Source organism: Streptomyces coerulescens, assembly GCF_042657965.1.
GTDB lineage: Bacteria > Actinomycetota > Actinomycetes > Streptomycetales > Streptomycetaceae > Streptomyces > Streptomyces coerulescens.
Genome location: NZ_JBHSKM010000019.1, coordinates 918,052 through 933,542, shown reverse-complemented (window position 1 = coordinate 933,542; position 15,491 = coordinate 918,052). Strand labels below are relative to the sequence as shown.

The following is a 15,491-nucleotide window of genomic DNA, read 5'->3' as shown; positions in this document are numbered from 1 at the left end:
ACTTCGCGCCCCGCTCGTCACCGGAGTGTCGGTCGGGCATGAAATCATGGCCGTACCGGCCCAACCGGTGGGCCGCTGCCTTGGGTTGGCGGTGGCATATGACCAGCCGCAGCCTTCAGGGGGAGGAACGATGGCGGACAGCTTCGGACCGATGCGGGACGAGGATGCCGACGGTGACATCGTCGGCATGGGCCCTGACGCGGGCTCTCCACGCAAGGAACCGATCAGAGTCCTGGTCGTGGACGACCACGCTCTGTTCCGCCGTGGACTGGAGATCGTGCTCGCGGCCGAGGAGGACATCCAGGTGGTCGGGGAGGCGGGAGACGGCGCCGAGGCCGTCGACAAGGCCGCCGACCTGCTGCCGGACATCGTCCTGATGGACGTGCGGATGCCCAAGCGGGGCGGGATCGAGGCCTGCACCTCCATCAAGGAGGTGGCCCCCAGCGCGAAGATCATCATGCTGACGATCAGCGACGAGGAGGCCGACCTCTACGACGCGATCAAGGCGGGCGCGACGGGCTATCTCCTCAAGGAGATCTCCACGGACGAGGTGGCCACGGCCATCCGCGCGGTGGCCGACGGGCAGTCGCAGATCAGCCCGTCGATGGCGTCGAAGCTGCTCACCGAGTTCAAGTCGATGATCCAGCGGACGGACGAGCGCCGGCTCGTGCCCGCGCCGCGGCTGACCGACCGCGAGCTGGAGGTCCTCAAGCTCGTCGCGACGGGGATGAACAACCGTGACATCGCCAAGGAGTTGTTCATCTCCGAGAACACCGTGAAGAACCACGTGCGCAACATCCTGGAGAAGCTTCAGCTGCACTCCAGGATGGAGGCCGTGGTGTACGCGATGCGGGAGAAGATCCTCGAGATCCGCTGAGCGGGACTACGAGGGTCACCCCGTGAGGCGGGCGAGTTCTCTGGCGAGCGGCTCGCGCAGCTCCGGGGCGTTGACCCGTTCCACCCTTACGTCCGTGCAGTCCACCCAGCTCGCCGCCTCGGCCAGCGCCTGCGCCACCGCCGGGACCGCCTTCGGGCCGTCCAGAGTGGCCTGCTTGGCGACCAGGGTGCGGCCCTCACGGGCCGGGTCCACGCGGCCGACGAGTCGGCCGCCGGACAGGACCGGCATCGCGAAGTAGCCGTAGACGCGCTTCTGCTTCGGTACGTACGCCTCCAGGCGGTGTGTGAAGCCGAAGATCCGCTCCGTGCGCGCCCGTTCCCAGATCAGCGAGTCGAACGGGGACAGCAGCGTTGTACGGTGGCGGCCGCGCGGAGGTGTCTCAAGGGCCGCCGGGTCGGCCCAGGCCGGCTTGCCCCAGCCCTCGACCGTGACCGGCACCAGACCGGAGTCGGCGATCACCGCGTCGACCTGCTCGCCCTTGAGGCGGTGGTAGTCGGCGATGTCCGCGCGTGTGCCGACGCCCAGGGACTGGCCGGCCAGGCGGACCAGACGGCGCAGGCACTCGGTGTCGTCCAGGTCGTCGTGCAGCAGCGCCTGTGGGACGGCGCGCTCGGCGAGATCGTAGACACGCTTCCAGCCGCGGCGCTCGACACAGACCACCTCGCCGTACATCAGGGCACGCTCGACGGCGACCTTCGTGCCCGACCAGTCCCACCACTCGCTGGTGCGCTTCGCGCCGCCCAGCTCGGTGGCCGTGAGGGGGCCCTCGGCACGGAGCTGCTTGATCACCTGGTCGTAGGTGCCGTCGGGGAGGTCGTGGTTCCAGTGCGGCCGGTTGCGGTAGGCGCGGCGGCGGAACGCGAAGTGGGGCCACTCCTCGACGGGGAGGATGCAGGCCGCGTGGGACCAGTACTCGAAGGCGTGCGTCTCGGTCCAGTAGGCCTTCTCGACCGTCTTGCGCCCCACGGCGCCCAGGCGGGCGTACGGGATGAGCTCGTGGGAGCGGGCCAGGACGGAGATGGTGTCGAGTTGCACCGCGCCGAGGTGACGGAGGATGCCGCGGACGCCGGACCTGCGGTCGGGGGCGCCGAGGAAGCCCTGCGCGCGCAGGGCGATGCGGCGGGCCTCGTCGGCCGAGAGGGCGATGGTGGGGCGCAGGGTGGTCATGCCAGGCACCCTAGAGCTTGGCACTGACAATGCGGCGTGAGCTGGGGATATGCCCGAGAGAGGGCTACGCCGGCCGACTCCGCGCCGGCAGATACGGCGCCGTCGACGGCAGGGCCAGATCCGACGGCAGCAGGGAGCCCACCCAGCAGTCCCGGCGTACGCCCTGGTTGACGATGGCGGAGCGGAGGGTGCCCTCGGGGGTGAAGCCGGCCCGCTCGGCCACCGCCCGGGAAGTCCTGTTGCCGACCTCCGCGCGCCATTCCACGCGGTCGATCGACAGGTCGACGAAGGCCCACCGCGACGCGGCGAGAACGGCCTCGGTGACATAGCCGTTGCCGCGGTGCTCCCTGGTGCCCCAGAAGCCGATCTCCGCCTCGCTCATGGAACGCATCGTCAGACCGAGCATGCCCACCAGGTCCTCCCCTTCGGGGAGGAAGAGCCCCCAGGTGAGCATCGAACCGTACTTCCAGCCGTCGGGAACCAGTTGTTCCGTGAAGCTGTGCGCGTGCTCGCGCAGGTAGGGCGACGGGATGGTCGTCCAGCGCTGGATATCGGGATCCTGGACGGCCTCGTACACGGCATGGGTGTCCTTCGGGCCGACCGCGCGCATCAGAAGGCGGTCGGTGGTGAGCGTGACGGGTTCCATCGACCGATTCTCCCTCGCGGGTTCCGTGGCAGCGCCGACGATTTATGCGGTGGGTGAGCACGCGATTGCATTTCGCACAATTCATGGGTGGAACGCGGCACCATCCGCGACCCCCGTCCGTTGTCCCCTTTGACGGAGATTTGAAGCAGCGGACGCTCGTCGCCCCCGGCAGGCTCCCGGCGCGGCAGGGTCCTCGCATACGATGGCCGTTGCTCAGCCAAGCCAAATGGAAACCGACCGTCCCAGGCCCGACCGGCAAGGAGACCAACCCCCGTGTCCGTCCTCTCGAAGATCATGCGTGCAGGCGAAGGCAAGATCCTGCGCAAGCTGCACCGCATCGCGGACCAGGTCAACTCCATCGAAGAGGACTTCGTCGACCTCTCCGACGCCGAGCTGCGGGCCCTCACCGATGAGTACAAGCAGCGCTACGCCGACGGTGAGAGCCTGGACGACCTGCTGCCCGAGGCCTTCGCCACCGTTCGCGAGGCCGCCAAGCGGGTCCTCGGCCAGCGGCACTACGACGTGCAGATCATGGGCGGCGCTGCCCTCCACCTCGGCTATGTGGCCGAGATGAAGACCGGTGAGGGCAAGACGCTCGTCGGCACGCTGCCCGCTTATCTGAACGCGCTGTCCGGCGAGGGCGTCCACCTGATCACGGTGAACGACTATCTGGCCGAGCGCGACTCCGAGATGATGGGCCGCGTCCACAAGTTCCTCGGCCTGAACGTCGGCTGCATCCTCGCGAACATGACGCCGGCCCAGCGCCGCGAGCAGTACGCGTGCGACATCACCTACGGCACGAACAACGAGTTCGGCTTCGACTACCTGCGCGACAACATGGCGTGGTCCAAGGACGAACTCGTCCAGCGCGGCCACAACTTCGCCATCGTCGACGAGGTCGACTCCATCCTCGTCGACGAGGCCCGTACGCCGCTGATCATCTCCGGTCCCGCCGACCAGGCCACCAAGTGGTACGGCGACTTCGCCAAGCTCGTCACGCGCCTGAAGAGGGGCGAGGCGGGCAACCCGCTCAAGGGCCTTGAGGAGACCGGCGACTACGACGTCGACGAGAAGAAGCGCACGGTCGCCATCCACGAGGCCGGTGTCTCCAAGGTCGAGGACTGGCTGGGCATCGACAACCTCTACGAGTCGGTGAACACGCCTCTGGTGGGCTACCTGAACAACGCCATCAAGGCGAAGGAGCTCTTCAAGCTCGACAAGGACTACGTCGTCATCGACGGCGAGGTCATGATCGTCGACGAGCACACCGGCCGTATCCTCGCCGGCCGCCGCTACAACGAGGGCATGCACCAGGCGATCGAGGCGAAGGAAGGGGTGGACATCAAGGACGAGAACCAGACCCTCGCCACGATCACCCTCCAGAACTTCTTCCGCCTCTACAAGCGCCACGACCAGGACGGCAAGGAACAGCCCGGCCTGTCCGGCATGACCGGTACGGCGATGACCGAGGCCGCCGAGTTCCACCAGATCTACAAGCTCGGCGTGGTCCCGATCCCGACGAACAAGCCGATGATCCGCAAGGACCAGTCGGACCTGATCTACCGCACCGAGGTCGCCAAGTTCGAGGCGGTCGTCGACGACATCGTCGAGAAGCACGAGAAGGGCCAGCCGATCCTCGTCGGTACGACGTCGGTCGAGAAGTCCGAATACCTCTCGCAGCAGCTTTCCAAGCGCGGCGTCCAGCACGAGGTGCTGAACGCCAAGCAGCACGACCGTGAGGCGATCATCGTCGCCCAGGCCGGCCGCAAGGGCGCCGTCACCGTCGCCACCAACATGGCCGGCCGCGGTACCGACATCAAGCTCGGCGGTAACCCCGAGGACCTCGCCGAGGCGGAACTGCGCCAGCAGGGCCTCGACCCCGAGGAGCACATCGAGGAGTGGGCCCAGTACCTGCCGGCCGCCCTGGAGCGGGCCGAGCAGGCGGTCAAGGCGGAGTTCGAGGAGGTCAAGGACCTCGGCGGCCTCTACGTCCTGGGCACCGAGCGGCATGAGTCGCGCCGTATCGACAATCAGCTGCGCGGTCGTTCCGGCCGTCAGGGCGACCCGGGCGAGTCCCGGTTCTACCTCTCCCTCGGCGACGACCTGATGCGGCTGTTCAAGGCCCAGATGGTCGAGCGCGTGATGTCGATGGCGAACGTCCCGGACGACGTGCCGATCGAGAACAAGATGGTCACGCGCGCGATCGCGTCCGCCCAGTCGCAGGTCGAGCAGCAGAACTTCGAGACCCGTAAGAACGTCCTGAAGTACGACGAGGTCCTCAACCGCCAGCGCGAGGTCATCTACGGCGAGCGGCGCCGCGTCCTGGAGGGCGAGGACCTGCACGAGCAGGTGCAGCACTTCATGGACGACACGATCGACGCCTACATCGGCGCCGAGACCGCCGAGGGCTTCGCCGAGGAGTGGGACCTGGACCGGCTGTGGGGCGCCTTCAAGCAGCTCTACCCCGTGAAGGTCACCATCGAGGAGCTGGAGGAGGCCGCGGGCGACCGGGCCGGTCTCACCGCGGAGTTCATTGCGGAGTCCATCAAGGACGACATCTACGAGCAGTACCAGCAGCGTGAGTCGCAGCTCGGCTCCGAGATCATGCGTGAGCTGGAGCGCCGGGTCGTGCTGTCGGTCCTGGACCGCAAGTGGCGCGAGCACCTCTACGAGATGGACTACCTCCAGGAGGGCATCGGCCTGCGCGCCATGGCGCAGAAGGACCCGCTGGTCGAGTACCAGCGCGAGGGCTTCGACATGTTCACCGCGATGATGGAGGGCATCAAGGAGGAGTCCGTCGGCTATCTGTTCAACCTGGAGGTCCAGGTCGAGCAGCAGGTCGAGGAGGTCCCGGTCGAGGACACCAAGCCGGTGGCGGACCTGGAGAAGAAGGACGCGGTGCCGGCGCAGGCGGGCGCGCGTCCCGAGATCCGGGCCAAGGGGCTTGAGGCTCCGCGCCGTCCGGACCGGCTCCACTACACCGCTCCCAAGGTGGACGGCGAGGGCGACATCGTCGAGGGCGACTTCACCAACGACGACGAGCCGGTGCGCTCCGAGGCCGACGGTCTCACGCGCGCGGAGCGCCGCAAGCAGGCGCGTGGCGGGCGTCGCCGCAAGAAGTGACGCCGGGCGCGGTGCCGAGGGTGCTGTGGCGCCAGTTTTGAGAAGGCGGTGACGGTGCCTGCGGCGTCGTACAGCGGCTGAAAGGGCCGGGTCTCCCTCGGGGGCCCGGCCCTTCGCGTGGGTGGCGGCGGAGGGCGTTGTCGGCCGCCTGCGAGCCGCCCCGTGCTCGGCGCCTGCCTCGGCCGCTGCCCGCCGCCGTCAGCCGCTGCTTGCCGCTGTCAGTCGTCGGCCGTTGCGAGCCGCCCCCGTCCTCGGCGCCTGCCTCGGCCGCTGCCCGCTGCCCGCTGCCGTCAGCCTCGGCCGATGCCCGATGCCCGATGCCCGCTGCCGTCAGCCTCGGCCGCTGCCCGCCGCTGTCAGTCCTCAGCCGCTGCTTGCCGCTGTCAGTCGTCGTCGGTGTGTGGCCTGCGTGGGCCGCCCAGTTCTACCGCTGTGCAGCGCCAGCGGAGGTCGCCGCCCTGTTCGAGGCGGAAGGCCATGGCGCGCAGCTGTGTGCCGGCGCCGATGCGGGCGAAGGCCTCGATGGCGCCCGGGCGGGGTTCGAAATAGCCGATGTCGCGGACGACGGGGCGGGTGCCGCGGGTGCGCAGGGGGCCGCGTTCCGCGAGCCGGGCGAGTTCGTCGTAGGCGCGGCCGGCGGTGTGGCGCAGCATCGAGTGGACGGGGCGCTGGCCGCTCAGCACCAGGAGCAGGCGGTCGGCGAAGACATCGGTGGGGCGGGGCTGGGGGACGGCGGGTACGGCCGGCGTGGTGCGGGCGGCCGGGACGCCGTCCGTTGTCGGGACGCCGTCGGTTGTCGGGAGGCCGTTCTTCGCCGGGAGGCGGGAAGCGAGCGGCGTAGGGGTCGCTGGGCGAGTGTCCGTGGGCCCCGTGCGGGCAGGTGTCCCCGTCGCGCCGGGGGAGCTGGGCGGGCGGCCTCCGGGGGATGCCGTACGGGGTACGCCGCCGCGTGGGGTGCGGGGCGGGGAACCGGCCGGGCGGCGGGTGTCGCGGCGGGTCGGTGGGCGGGTGCCGAGGCGCTGCTGCGTCCTGGTCATGACCTTGTGCATGGAATCCCCGTTCGGTGGGCCCGGAAGATACCGAGCAGTAACTTCGTGGATGGTGATCTTGTACGGGGCGGCAGGGCCCGAGGGCAACAAAGCGAGGGCTCGCGCGGGGCGGTCGGAATCTTCACTTATCCGGGTGATGTGTGCGCGCGGAAGGCCGTGGTCGCAAGGGAGCTCAGGGTGAGTTCATGGACCGGAGTGGACGCCTCGGGCGGTGGCGGTGGGGACTCGAAAGGGGACACCCGCACGTATCCTGAAGGCCCTCCGGGAGGTGCGGGACAGCCCTCTTGGGGGTGCTCGCGGAGCCTACGAACACGAAAGCGGTCAGCCATGCGCGTCTACGTCCCTCTGACCCTCCCCGGTCTCGCCGAGGCGTACAAGACGGGAGAGCTGGGGGCCGGACCGCTCGTCGCGTACGCCGTCACGCCCGCGTTGCGCGAGTGGTATCTCTCGGACGACATCGAGGAGTTGGAGTACGCGGCGCTGAACCGGGCCGCACTCGCCTCGCTGCGGCTGCTCGCGGCGGATGCGGAGGCCGCGCGGCGCCGGGTCGTGGTCGCCGTCGACGTGCCCGACGGGGCGGCCGTCGCCGACCCCGACCGTGGGCTGGACCCCTCGGCGCTGGGCGAGGTGCGGATCGCCGGGGGCGTGGCGCTGGCCAAGGCGGCCTCCGTGCATGTCGACGCGGACGACGCCGAGACGGACGTGGCGGCGGCCGCTGAGGTGCTGGAGGCGGCGGACGGCGGGGACGACGACGCGCAGTTCGTCGTGGACGGGGCCGAGGATCATGAGCTGTTGTGGTTCGCGACGCAGGAGATCCCGAATCTGGTGGGGCTGGGGGACTGAGCCCGGCTCCCCAAGCCCGCCTCCCAAGCCGGCCCCCGTGGGCCCGCTTCCCAAGTCGGCCCCCGTGGGCCCGCCTCCCAAGTCGGCCCCCGTGGGCCCGCTTCCCAAGCCGGCTCCCGCGGGCCCGCTTCCCGAGCATGCCCCTCGGGTCGGGCCCCGGGGGGCGCCCCCGGGGCCCCTACTGGCCCGTTGACCTGCTGTTCTCATGATTGTCAGTCGTGGCGGGTACGGTTTTTGGCATGGGGATGCACGTAGGGGCGCACATCGTCTGGGACTGGAACGGGACGCTGTTCCACGACAATGACGCGATCATCGGGGCGACGAACGCGGCGTTCGGCGAGCTCGGGCTGGAGCCGATCACGATGGAGCAGTACCGGACGCTGTACTGCGTACCGGTGCCGAAGTTCTACGAGCGGTTGCTGGGGCGGCTGCCGACCGACGTCGAGTGGGAGGTCATGGACGAGACCTTCCACCGGTACTACACGGAGCACCGGGTGAGATGCGGCCTCACCGAGGGCGTGGGGGACCTGCTGGTGCGGTGGCGGTCCGCTGGGCGCAGCCAGTCGATCCTCAGCATGTACGGGCATGACGAGCTCGTCCCGCTGGTGCGCGGGTTCGGGATCGAGGAGCACTTCATACGGGTCGACGGGCGGACCGGGCCGTCCGGGGGCAGCAAGGCCGAGCACATGGTGCGGCACCTCGAGGCGCTCACGAGCGTGGACCCCGCTCGCACGGTGGTGATCGGCGACGCCGCCGACGACGGGGTGGCGGCGCTGCATGTGGGGGCGCGGGCCGTGCTCTACACCGGCGGGTCGCACAGCCGGGCGAGCCTGGAGAAGGTCGGCGTGCCGGTGGTGGACACGCTGGGGGAGGCCGTCGCGGAGGCGGAGCGGCTGGCGGCGTGAACCCGGCCGTGTGAGCGGCGGTGGCACGCACCCGGGTCAGCCGGCGGGCGGCACCGCGCCCCGGGTCAGCCGACGGGTGGCACCGCGCCCCGGGTCAGCCGACGGGTGGCACCGCACCCCGGGTCAGCCGACGGGTGGCACCGCACCCCCAGGGCAGCCAGCGGGCGGCGCGCCCCCGGGTCAGCGAGTGAGCGGCGCGCCCCCGGGGCAGCCAGGGGGCCGAGTAGCCCCGGATCGGACAGCGGGACGCGCGCGCCCCCCGGAACCGGACAGCGAGCGGCGCACCCCCCCCCCGCGTCAGCAGGCGGCACCGCGCCCCACGAACCCACCCGTGCCGCGGTGCCCGGCCCGCCCTCAGGTCACCGGTGCCTTCGCGCGCAGGACCGTCAGGAACTCCCGCATCCAGCCTGAGTGGTCCGGCCAGGCGCGGGACGACACCAGGGTGCCGTCGACGACGGCCTCCGCGTCCTGGAAGGTGGCGCCCGCGGCCTGCATGTCCAGCTCCAGGGCCGGGTACGCCGTGACGCGGCGGCCGCGGAGGCTGTCGATCGCCGCGGTGAGCAGCGGGCCGTGGCAGATCTGGGCGACCGGCTTGTCGGAGTCGAAGAAGGACTTGAGGATCTTGCGCAGCTCGGGGTCGTTGCGCAGGTACTCGGGGGCCCGGCCGCCGGGGATGACGACGGCCACGTAATCGCCGGGGTCGACCTCGGAGAAGGCGAGGTCGGCGGGCCAGGTGTAACCCGGTTTCTCGGTGTAGGTGTCGAAGCCCGGCTCGAAGTCGTGGACGACGAACTGGAGCTTCTTGCGGGTGGGGGCCGCGATATGGACGTCGTAGCCCTCCTCGCGGAGGCGCTGGTAGGGGTACAGGACCTCCAGGGACTCCGCGGCGTCGCCGGTGACGATGAGGATCTTCGCTGTCATGTCGGGTGCGCTCCTCTTCTCGGCCGTCCTGCCGTTCGGCTACCCGGCCGTCCTGCCGTTCGGCTACCCGGCCGTCCTGCCGTTCGGCTACCCGGCCGTCCTGCCGTTCGGCTACCCGGCCGTCCTGCCGTTCGGCTACCCGGCCGTCCTGCTGTTCGGCCGGCCTCCTGGGCAACGTGCCTCGGGGCCGGGGGCCTGCCAAGGGTTCGCGCGGCATGGGTTGCCGGCTTACCCGACACGTACCGCCGCGCCCGCCCCCGCACCGTCACACCCGCACCGCCCGGCGCGGCCATATCGCACCGCCCGGCGCAGCACGCCACGCCACCCGGCGCAGCCACACCACCCCGTCCGGTGCAGCCGCACCACCGCCAGTCGGCCCGCAGGCCCGTCGGCCCGCGTGAGTGGGCTCCGGCCCGGCCCTCTCCGGGCGCCGCCTGTTTTCAGACACGGGTCGGGTCCGGTTGGCGTGATTCCCGCCCGGTTTCCGGTCCAGGTCGCCGCCCCGGCCCTACACCTCAGACTCCCCCTTGCTGTCCGACCCCGCCAGTTACGCCCACCCCGCACCGTTTGCCCCTGTGCAGAACGTCAAAGTTCTCCCCCTGGTTTTGTACACATACGGCTCATGACGGAGGCCCTGTAAGGAGCGATAGCCTTAGTGGCGTGATCAGCGCGATAGCTCGCGGGGGCACCGTTGCCCCTGCCCCGCGCCCGGTGAGCACGGACGACATCCGTGACCGGGCGGCAGTCGCTGGTCCTCGCGGGCGGGAGGGAGCCGAACGGGCTCCCGGTAAGCCATGTACACCCCGGGTCAGGACGTCGCGGAGAGCAGCGTCACACCCCGGGTGCAGCTCAAGATTGGCTCATATACCCCCGCTCATCTCACCTCGCGGCATAGCGTCGAAGCAGACCGGACACCCCGCGTCGCGGCGTTACACCGGAGGGGAAGAGACCGTACTTCCTTCAACGTCACGCAACGGCGCGCGACAGGAGCCAGAGGACAATGCAGACCAAGCTGGACGAAGCCAAGGCCGAGCTGCTCGAGAGGGCCGCCCGGGTAGCTGAGAACAGCCCGGTCGGGGGGTACCTACCGACTGGGAAGACGGACGAGAGCAGCCCCGGCACCCCGGACCACGACACCGTGCTCTCGTTCCTCCAGCGCTACTACCTGCACACCGCCCCCGAGGACCTGACCGACCGCGACCCGGTCGACATCTTCGGAGCCGCCTTCTCGCACTACCGGCTGGCCGAGAACCGCCCCCAGGGCACGGCCAACGTGCGGGTGCACACGCCCACCGTCGAAGAGAACGGCTGGATGTGCAGCCATTCCGTCGTCGAGGTCGTCACCGACGACATGCCTTTCCTCGTCGACTCCGTCACCAACGAGCTGACGCGGCAGGGGCGGGGGATCCATGTGGTCATCCACCCCCAGGTCTTCGTCCGCCGCGACGTCACCGGCAAGCTCATCGAGGTGCTCGGCGCACCGCCCGCCGGCGAGCTGCCGCACGACACCCACACCGAGTCCTGGATCCACGTAGAGATCGACCGGGAGACCGACCGCGGCGACCTGAAGCAGATCACCGCGGACCTGCTGCGCGTCCTGTCCGACGTCCGTGAGGCCGTCGAGGACTGGAGCAAGATGCGGGACCTGGCCCTGCGGATGGCCGACGAGCTGCCGCGGGAGCCCCACTCCGACCTCCGTGAGCAGGAGTTCGAGGAGGCCCGCGAACTGCTGCGCTGGCTGGCCGACGACCACTTCACCTTCCTGGGCTTTCGCGAGTACGAGCTGCGCGAGGACGACTCGCTGGCCGCCGTGCCGGGCACCGGCCTCGGCATCCTGCGCTCCGACCCGCAGCACTCCGAGACCGACAGCCACCCGGTCAGCCCGTCCTTCGAGCGGCTGCCCGCCGACGCCCGCGCCAAGGCCCGCGAGCACAAGCTCCTCATCCTCACCAAGGCCAACAGCCGCGCCACCGTGCACCGGCCGTCGTACCTCGACTACGTCGGGGTGAAGAAGTTCAACGAGAACGGCGAGGTCGTCGGCGAGCGCCGCTTCCTGGGTCTGTTCTCGTCGGCCGCCTACACCGAGTCCGTCCGCCGCGTCCCGGTGATCCGGCGCAAGGTGGACGAGGTGCTCCACGCCGCCGGGTTCTCGCCCAACAGCCACGACGGCCGCGACCTGCTCCAGATCCTGGAGACGTACCCGCGCGACGAGCTCTTCCAGACCCCGGTGCCCGAGCTCCAGCGCATCGCGACCTCCGTCCTCTACCTGCAGGAACGCCGCCGGCTGCGGCTGTACCTGCGCCAGGACGAGTACGGCCGCTACTACTCGGCCCTCGTCTACCTGCCCCGCGACCGCTACACCACCGGTGTGCGGCTGCGGATCATCGACATCCTGAAGGAGGAGCTCGACGGCACCAGCGTCGACTTCACCGCCTGGAACACCGAGTCGATCCTCTCCCGGCTGCACTTCGTCGTCCGGGTCCCGCAGGGCACCGAGCTGCCGCAGCTCAGCGACAGCGACAAGGAACGCATCGAGGCACGTCTCGTCGAGGCCGCCCGCTCCTGGGCCGACGGCTTCGCCGACGCGCTGAACTCCGAACTCGGCGAGGAGCACGCCGCCGAGCTGCTGCGCCGCTACTCCAACGCCTTCCCCGAGGGCTACAAGGCCGACCACTCCCCGCGCGCGGCGGTCTCCGACCTCGTCCACATCGAGCAGCTCACCGAGGAGAACAACTTCTCGCTGAGCCTGTACGAGCCGGTCGGCGCCGCCCCCGAGGAGCGCCGCTTCAAGATCTACCGCAAGGGCGCGGCCGTCTCGCTGTCCGCCGTCCTGCCCGTCCTCAGCCGGCTCGGCGTCGAGGTCGTGGACGAGCGGCCGTACGAACTGCGCTGCTCCGACCGCAGCGTCGCCTGGATCTACGACTTCGGTCTGCGCATGCCCAAGTCGGCGGGCGCCGACTATCTCGGCGACGACGCGCGCGAGCGGTTCTCGGAGGCGTTCGCCGCGACCTGGACCGGCAAGGCGGAGAACGACGGCTTCAACGCCCTCGTGCTGGGCGCCGGGCTCACCTGGCGGCAGGCGATGGTGCTGCGGGCGTACGCGAAGTACCTGCGCCAGGCCGGCTCCACCTTCAGCCAGGACTACATGGAGGACACCCTCCGAAACAACGTCCACACCACCCGGCTGCTCGTCTCCCTGTTCGAGGCGCGGATGTCTCCGGACCGCCAGCGCGCGGGCCTCGAGATCGTCGACGCGCTGTTCGAAGAGGTCGACGCGGCGCTCGACCAGGTGGCGAGCCTCGACGAGGACCGGATCCTCAGGTCCTTCCTCACCGTGATCAAGGCGACGCTGCGGACGAACTTCTTCCAGGAGGCCGCGGGCGGTCACCCGCACGACTACGTCTCCATGAAGTTCGACCCGCAGGCCATCCCCGACCTGCCCGCGCCGCGCCCGGCGTTCGAGATCTGGGTCTACTCGCCGCGCGTCGAGGGCGTGCACCTGCGCTTCGGCAAGGTCGCGCGCGGCGGTCTGCGCTGGTCCGACCGGCGTGAGGACTTCCGTACCGAGATCCTCGGCCTGGTCAAGGCGCAGATGGTGAAGAACACCGTCATCGTGCCGGTCGGCGCCAAGGGCGGCTTCGTCGCCAAGCAGCTCCCGGACCCGAGCGTGGACCGGGACGCGTGGCTGGCCGAGGGGGTCGCGTCGTACAAGACCTTCATCTCGGCGCTGCTCGACATCACCGACAACATGGTGGCCGGCGATGTCGTGCCGCCCGCCGACGTCGTACGGCACGACGAGGACGACACCTACCTCGTGGTCGCCGCCGACAAGGGCACCGCGACCTTCTCCGACATCGCCAACGGAGTCGCCGAGCAGTACAACTTCTGGCTCGGTGACGCCTTCGCCTCCGGCGGTTCGGCCGGCTACGACCACAAGGGCATGGGCATCACCGCCCGCGGCGCCTGGGAGTCCGTCAAGCGGCACTTCCGTGAGCTGGGCGTGGACACGCAGACCGAGGACTTCACGGTCGTCGGCATCGGCGACATGTCCGGTGACGTGTTCGGCAACGGCATGCTGCTCAGCGAGCACATCCGCCTGGTCGCCGCCTTCGACCACCGGCACATCTTCATCGACCCCAACCCCGACGCGGCCACCTCCTACGCCGAGCGCCGCCGTGTCTTCGAGCTGCCCCGCTCCAGTTGGGGGGACTACAACACCGAGCTGATCTCGGCCGGTGGCGGCGTCTTCCCGCGCAGCGCCAAGGCCATCCCGGTCAACGCGCACATCCGCGAGGCCCTCGGCATCGAGGGCAAGGTCGCCAAGATGACCCCGGCCGACCTGATGAAGGCCATCCTGCGGTCGCCGGTGGACCTGCTGTGGAACGGCGGCATCGGTACGTATGTGAAGGCCTCCACCGAGACCCACGCCGACGTCGGTGACAAGGCCAACGACGCCATCCGCGTCGACGGCGCCGACCTGCGCGTCAAGGTCGTCGGCGAGGGCGGCAACCTCGGCCTGACGCAGCTGGGCCGGATCGAGTTCGCGCGGCACGGCGGCAAGATCAACACCGATGCCATCGACAACAGCGCGGGCGTGGACACCTCCGACCACGAGGTGAACATCAAGATCCTGCTCAACGGTCTGGTCTCCGAGGGCGACATGACCGTCAAGCAGCGCAACAAGCTGCTCGCCGAGATGACCGACGAGGTCGGCCGGCTCGTCCTGCGCAACAACTACGCGCAGAACACGGCGATCGCCAACGCCCTCGCCCAGTCCAGCGCCATGCTCCACGCCCAGCAGCGCTTCATGAAGCACCTGGTCAGGGAGGGGCACCTGGACCGGGCGCTGGAGTTCCTGCCCACCGACCGCCAGATCCGCGAACGCCTCGGCGCCGACCACGGCCTGACCGGCCCGGAGACGGCCGTACTGATGGCGTACACGAAGATCACGGTCGCCGAGGAGCTGCTGCACACCACGCTGCCGGACGACCCGTACTTGAGCACCCTGCTGCACGCGTACTTCCCGACCGCGCTGCGCGAGCAGTTCCCGGAGCACCTCGTCAGCCACCCGCTGCGCCGTGAGATCACCACGACCGTGCTGGTCAACGACACGGTCAACACGGGCGGTACGACGTATCTGCACCGGCTGCGCGAGGAGACCGGCGCCTCGCTCGAGGAGATCGTCCGGGCGCAGACCGTGGCCCGTGCGATCTTCCGCTCGGCGGAGGTGTGGGACGCGGTCGAGGCCCTCGACAACAAGGTCGAGGCCGCCGTCCAGACCCGGATCCGGCTGCACTCGCGCCGCCTCGTCGAGCGCGGCACGCGCTGGCTGCTCAACAACCGGCAGCAGCCGCTCCAGCTCGCCGAGACGGTCGACTTCTTCGCCGACCGTGTCGAGCAGGTGTGGTCGCAGCTGCCGAAGCTGCTGCGCGGCGCGGACCTGGACTGGTACCAGCAGATCTACGACGAGCTGACCGGCGCCGGTGTCCCCGCCGAACTCGCCACGCGGGTCGCCGGGTTCTCGTCCGCCTTCCCGACGCTCGACATCGTCTCGGTGGCGGACCGCATGGGCAGGGACCCGATGGACGTCGCCGAGGTCTACTACGACCTCGCCGACCGGCTGAACATCACCCAGCTCATGGACCGCATCATCGAGCTGCCGCGTGCGGACCGCTGGCAGTCCATGGCCCGCGCCTCCATCCGCGAGGACCTCTACGCCGCCCACGCGGCCCTGACCTCGGACGTCCTGGCCGCCGGCAACGGCACCGCGACGCCCGAACAGCGCTTCACCGTGTGGGAGAAGAAGAACGGCGCGATCCTCGGCCGGGCGCGTACGACCCTGGAGGAGATCCGCGGCTCGGACGAGTTCGACCTGGCCAACCTGTCGGTGGCGATGCGCACCATGAGGACGCTGCTGCGGACGCACACATAAGACGTAC

At 70.0% G+C, this 15,491-nt stretch carries 9 protein-coding genes; 5 read left to right on the top strand and 4 right to left on the bottom strand.

The features are described from left to right. Positions 1–130: 130 nt before the first annotated feature. Complete coding sequence (locus ACFPQ9_RS27355) at positions 131–877, top strand: response regulator (protein WP_380858572.1); 747 nt, start codon at positions 131–133, stop codon at positions 875–877. Between the two features lie 15 nt (positions 878–892). On the opposite strand, the gene ACFPQ9_RS27350 is transcribed toward ACFPQ9_RS27355, so the two are convergent. Together ACFPQ9_RS27350 and ACFPQ9_RS27345 are read right to left on the bottom strand one after the other, a co-directional pair. Further along, positions 893–2,065 carry a winged helix-turn-helix domain-containing protein gene (locus ACFPQ9_RS27350; RefSeq protein WP_380858569.1) on the bottom strand — a complete coding sequence of 391 codons (1,173 nt, stop codon included), beginning with the start codon at positions 2,063–2,065 and terminating at the stop codon, positions 893–895. A 64-nt stretch (positions 2,066–2,129) separates the two neighbouring features. Further along, positions 2,130–2,711 (bottom strand): GNAT family N-acetyltransferase, encoded by a 582-nt coding sequence (locus tag ACFPQ9_RS27345; RefSeq protein WP_380858566.1) that lies wholly within the window; start codon positions 2,709–2,711, stop codon positions 2,130–2,132. A 273-nt stretch (positions 2,712–2,984) separates the two neighbouring features. Here ACFPQ9_RS27345 and secA point away from each other — a divergent pair, with 273 nt between their 5' ends. Next, positions 2,985–5,834, top strand: coding sequence for a preprotein translocase subunit SecA (gene secA, locus ACFPQ9_RS27340; protein ID WP_380858563.1), 2,850 nt, complete (start codon positions 2,985–2,987; stop codon positions 5,832–5,834). Between the two features lie 383 nt (positions 5,835–6,217). Here the strand turns inward: secA and ACFPQ9_RS27335 are convergent, their stop codons facing one another. Beyond that, on the bottom strand, positions 6,218–6,883 hold the full coding sequence (locus ACFPQ9_RS27335; protein WP_380858560.1) for an Rv3235 family protein: 666 nt from the start codon (positions 6,881–6,883) through the stop codon (positions 6,218–6,220). Positions 6,884–7,210: 327 nt separating this feature from the next. On the opposite strand from ACFPQ9_RS27335, the gene ACFPQ9_RS27330 reads away from it, so the two are divergent. Further along, positions 7,211–7,726 carry a DUF6912 family protein gene (locus tag ACFPQ9_RS27330; protein ID WP_380858557.1) on the top strand — a complete coding sequence of 172 codons (516 nt, stop codon included), beginning with the start codon at positions 7,211–7,213 and terminating at the stop codon, positions 7,724–7,726. 239 nt (positions 7,727–7,965) lie between these two features. Then, positions 7,966–8,631, top strand: a complete 666-nt coding sequence (locus ACFPQ9_RS27325) for an HAD family hydrolase (protein WP_380858554.1) — start codon at positions 7,966–7,968, stop codon at positions 8,629–8,631. Between the two features lie 354 nt (positions 8,632–8,985). Here ACFPQ9_RS27325 and ACFPQ9_RS27320 read toward each other — a convergent pair whose 3' ends face one another. After that, a complete protein-coding gene (locus ACFPQ9_RS27320) occupies positions 8,986–9,552 on the bottom strand; it encodes a DJ-1/PfpI family protein (protein ID WP_030947549.1) in 567 nt (188 codons plus the stop codon). 1,000 nt (positions 9,553–10,552) lie between these two features. Between ACFPQ9_RS27320 and ACFPQ9_RS27315 the strand changes: the two genes are divergently transcribed. After that, positions 10,553–15,484 (top strand): NAD-glutamate dehydrogenase, encoded by a 4,932-nt coding sequence (locus ACFPQ9_RS27315; RefSeq protein WP_380858551.1) that lies wholly within the window; start codon positions 10,553–10,555, stop codon positions 15,482–15,484. Positions 15,485–15,491: the final 7 nt, after the last annotated feature.

What these genes read in the sequence shown, in the direction of transcription:
- ACFPQ9_RS27325 (WP_380858554.1), top strand. Translation starts at nt 7,966, where the DNA reads ATGGGGATGCACGTAGGGGCGCACATCGTCTGGGACTGGAACGGGACG.
- ACFPQ9_RS27355 (WP_380858572.1), top strand. Translation starts at nt 131, where the DNA reads ATGGCGGACAGCTTCGGACCGATGCGGGACGAGGATGCCGACGGTGAC.
- ACFPQ9_RS27350 (WP_380858569.1), bottom strand. Translation starts at nt 2,065, where the DNA reads ATGACCACCCTGCGCCCCACCATCGCCCTCTCGGCCGACGAGGCCCGC.
- ACFPQ9_RS27320 (WP_030947549.1), bottom strand. Translation starts at nt 9,552, where the DNA reads ATGACAGCGAAGATCCTCATCGTCACCGGCGACGCCGCGGAGTCCCTG.
- ACFPQ9_RS27315 (WP_380858551.1), top strand. Translation starts at nt 10,553, where the DNA reads ATGCAGACCAAGCTGGACGAAGCCAAGGCCGAGCTGCTCGAGAGGGCC.
- ACFPQ9_RS27335 (WP_380858560.1), bottom strand. Translation starts at nt 6,883, where the DNA reads ATGCACAAGGTCATGACCAGGACGCAGCAGCGCCTCGGCACCCGCCCA.
- ACFPQ9_RS27330 (WP_380858557.1), top strand. Translation starts at nt 7,211, where the DNA reads ATGCGCGTCTACGTCCCTCTGACCCTCCCCGGTCTCGCCGAGGCGTAC.
- ACFPQ9_RS27345 (WP_380858566.1), bottom strand. Translation starts at nt 2,711, where the DNA reads ATGGAACCCGTCACGCTCACCACCGACCGCCTTCTGATGCGCGCGGTC.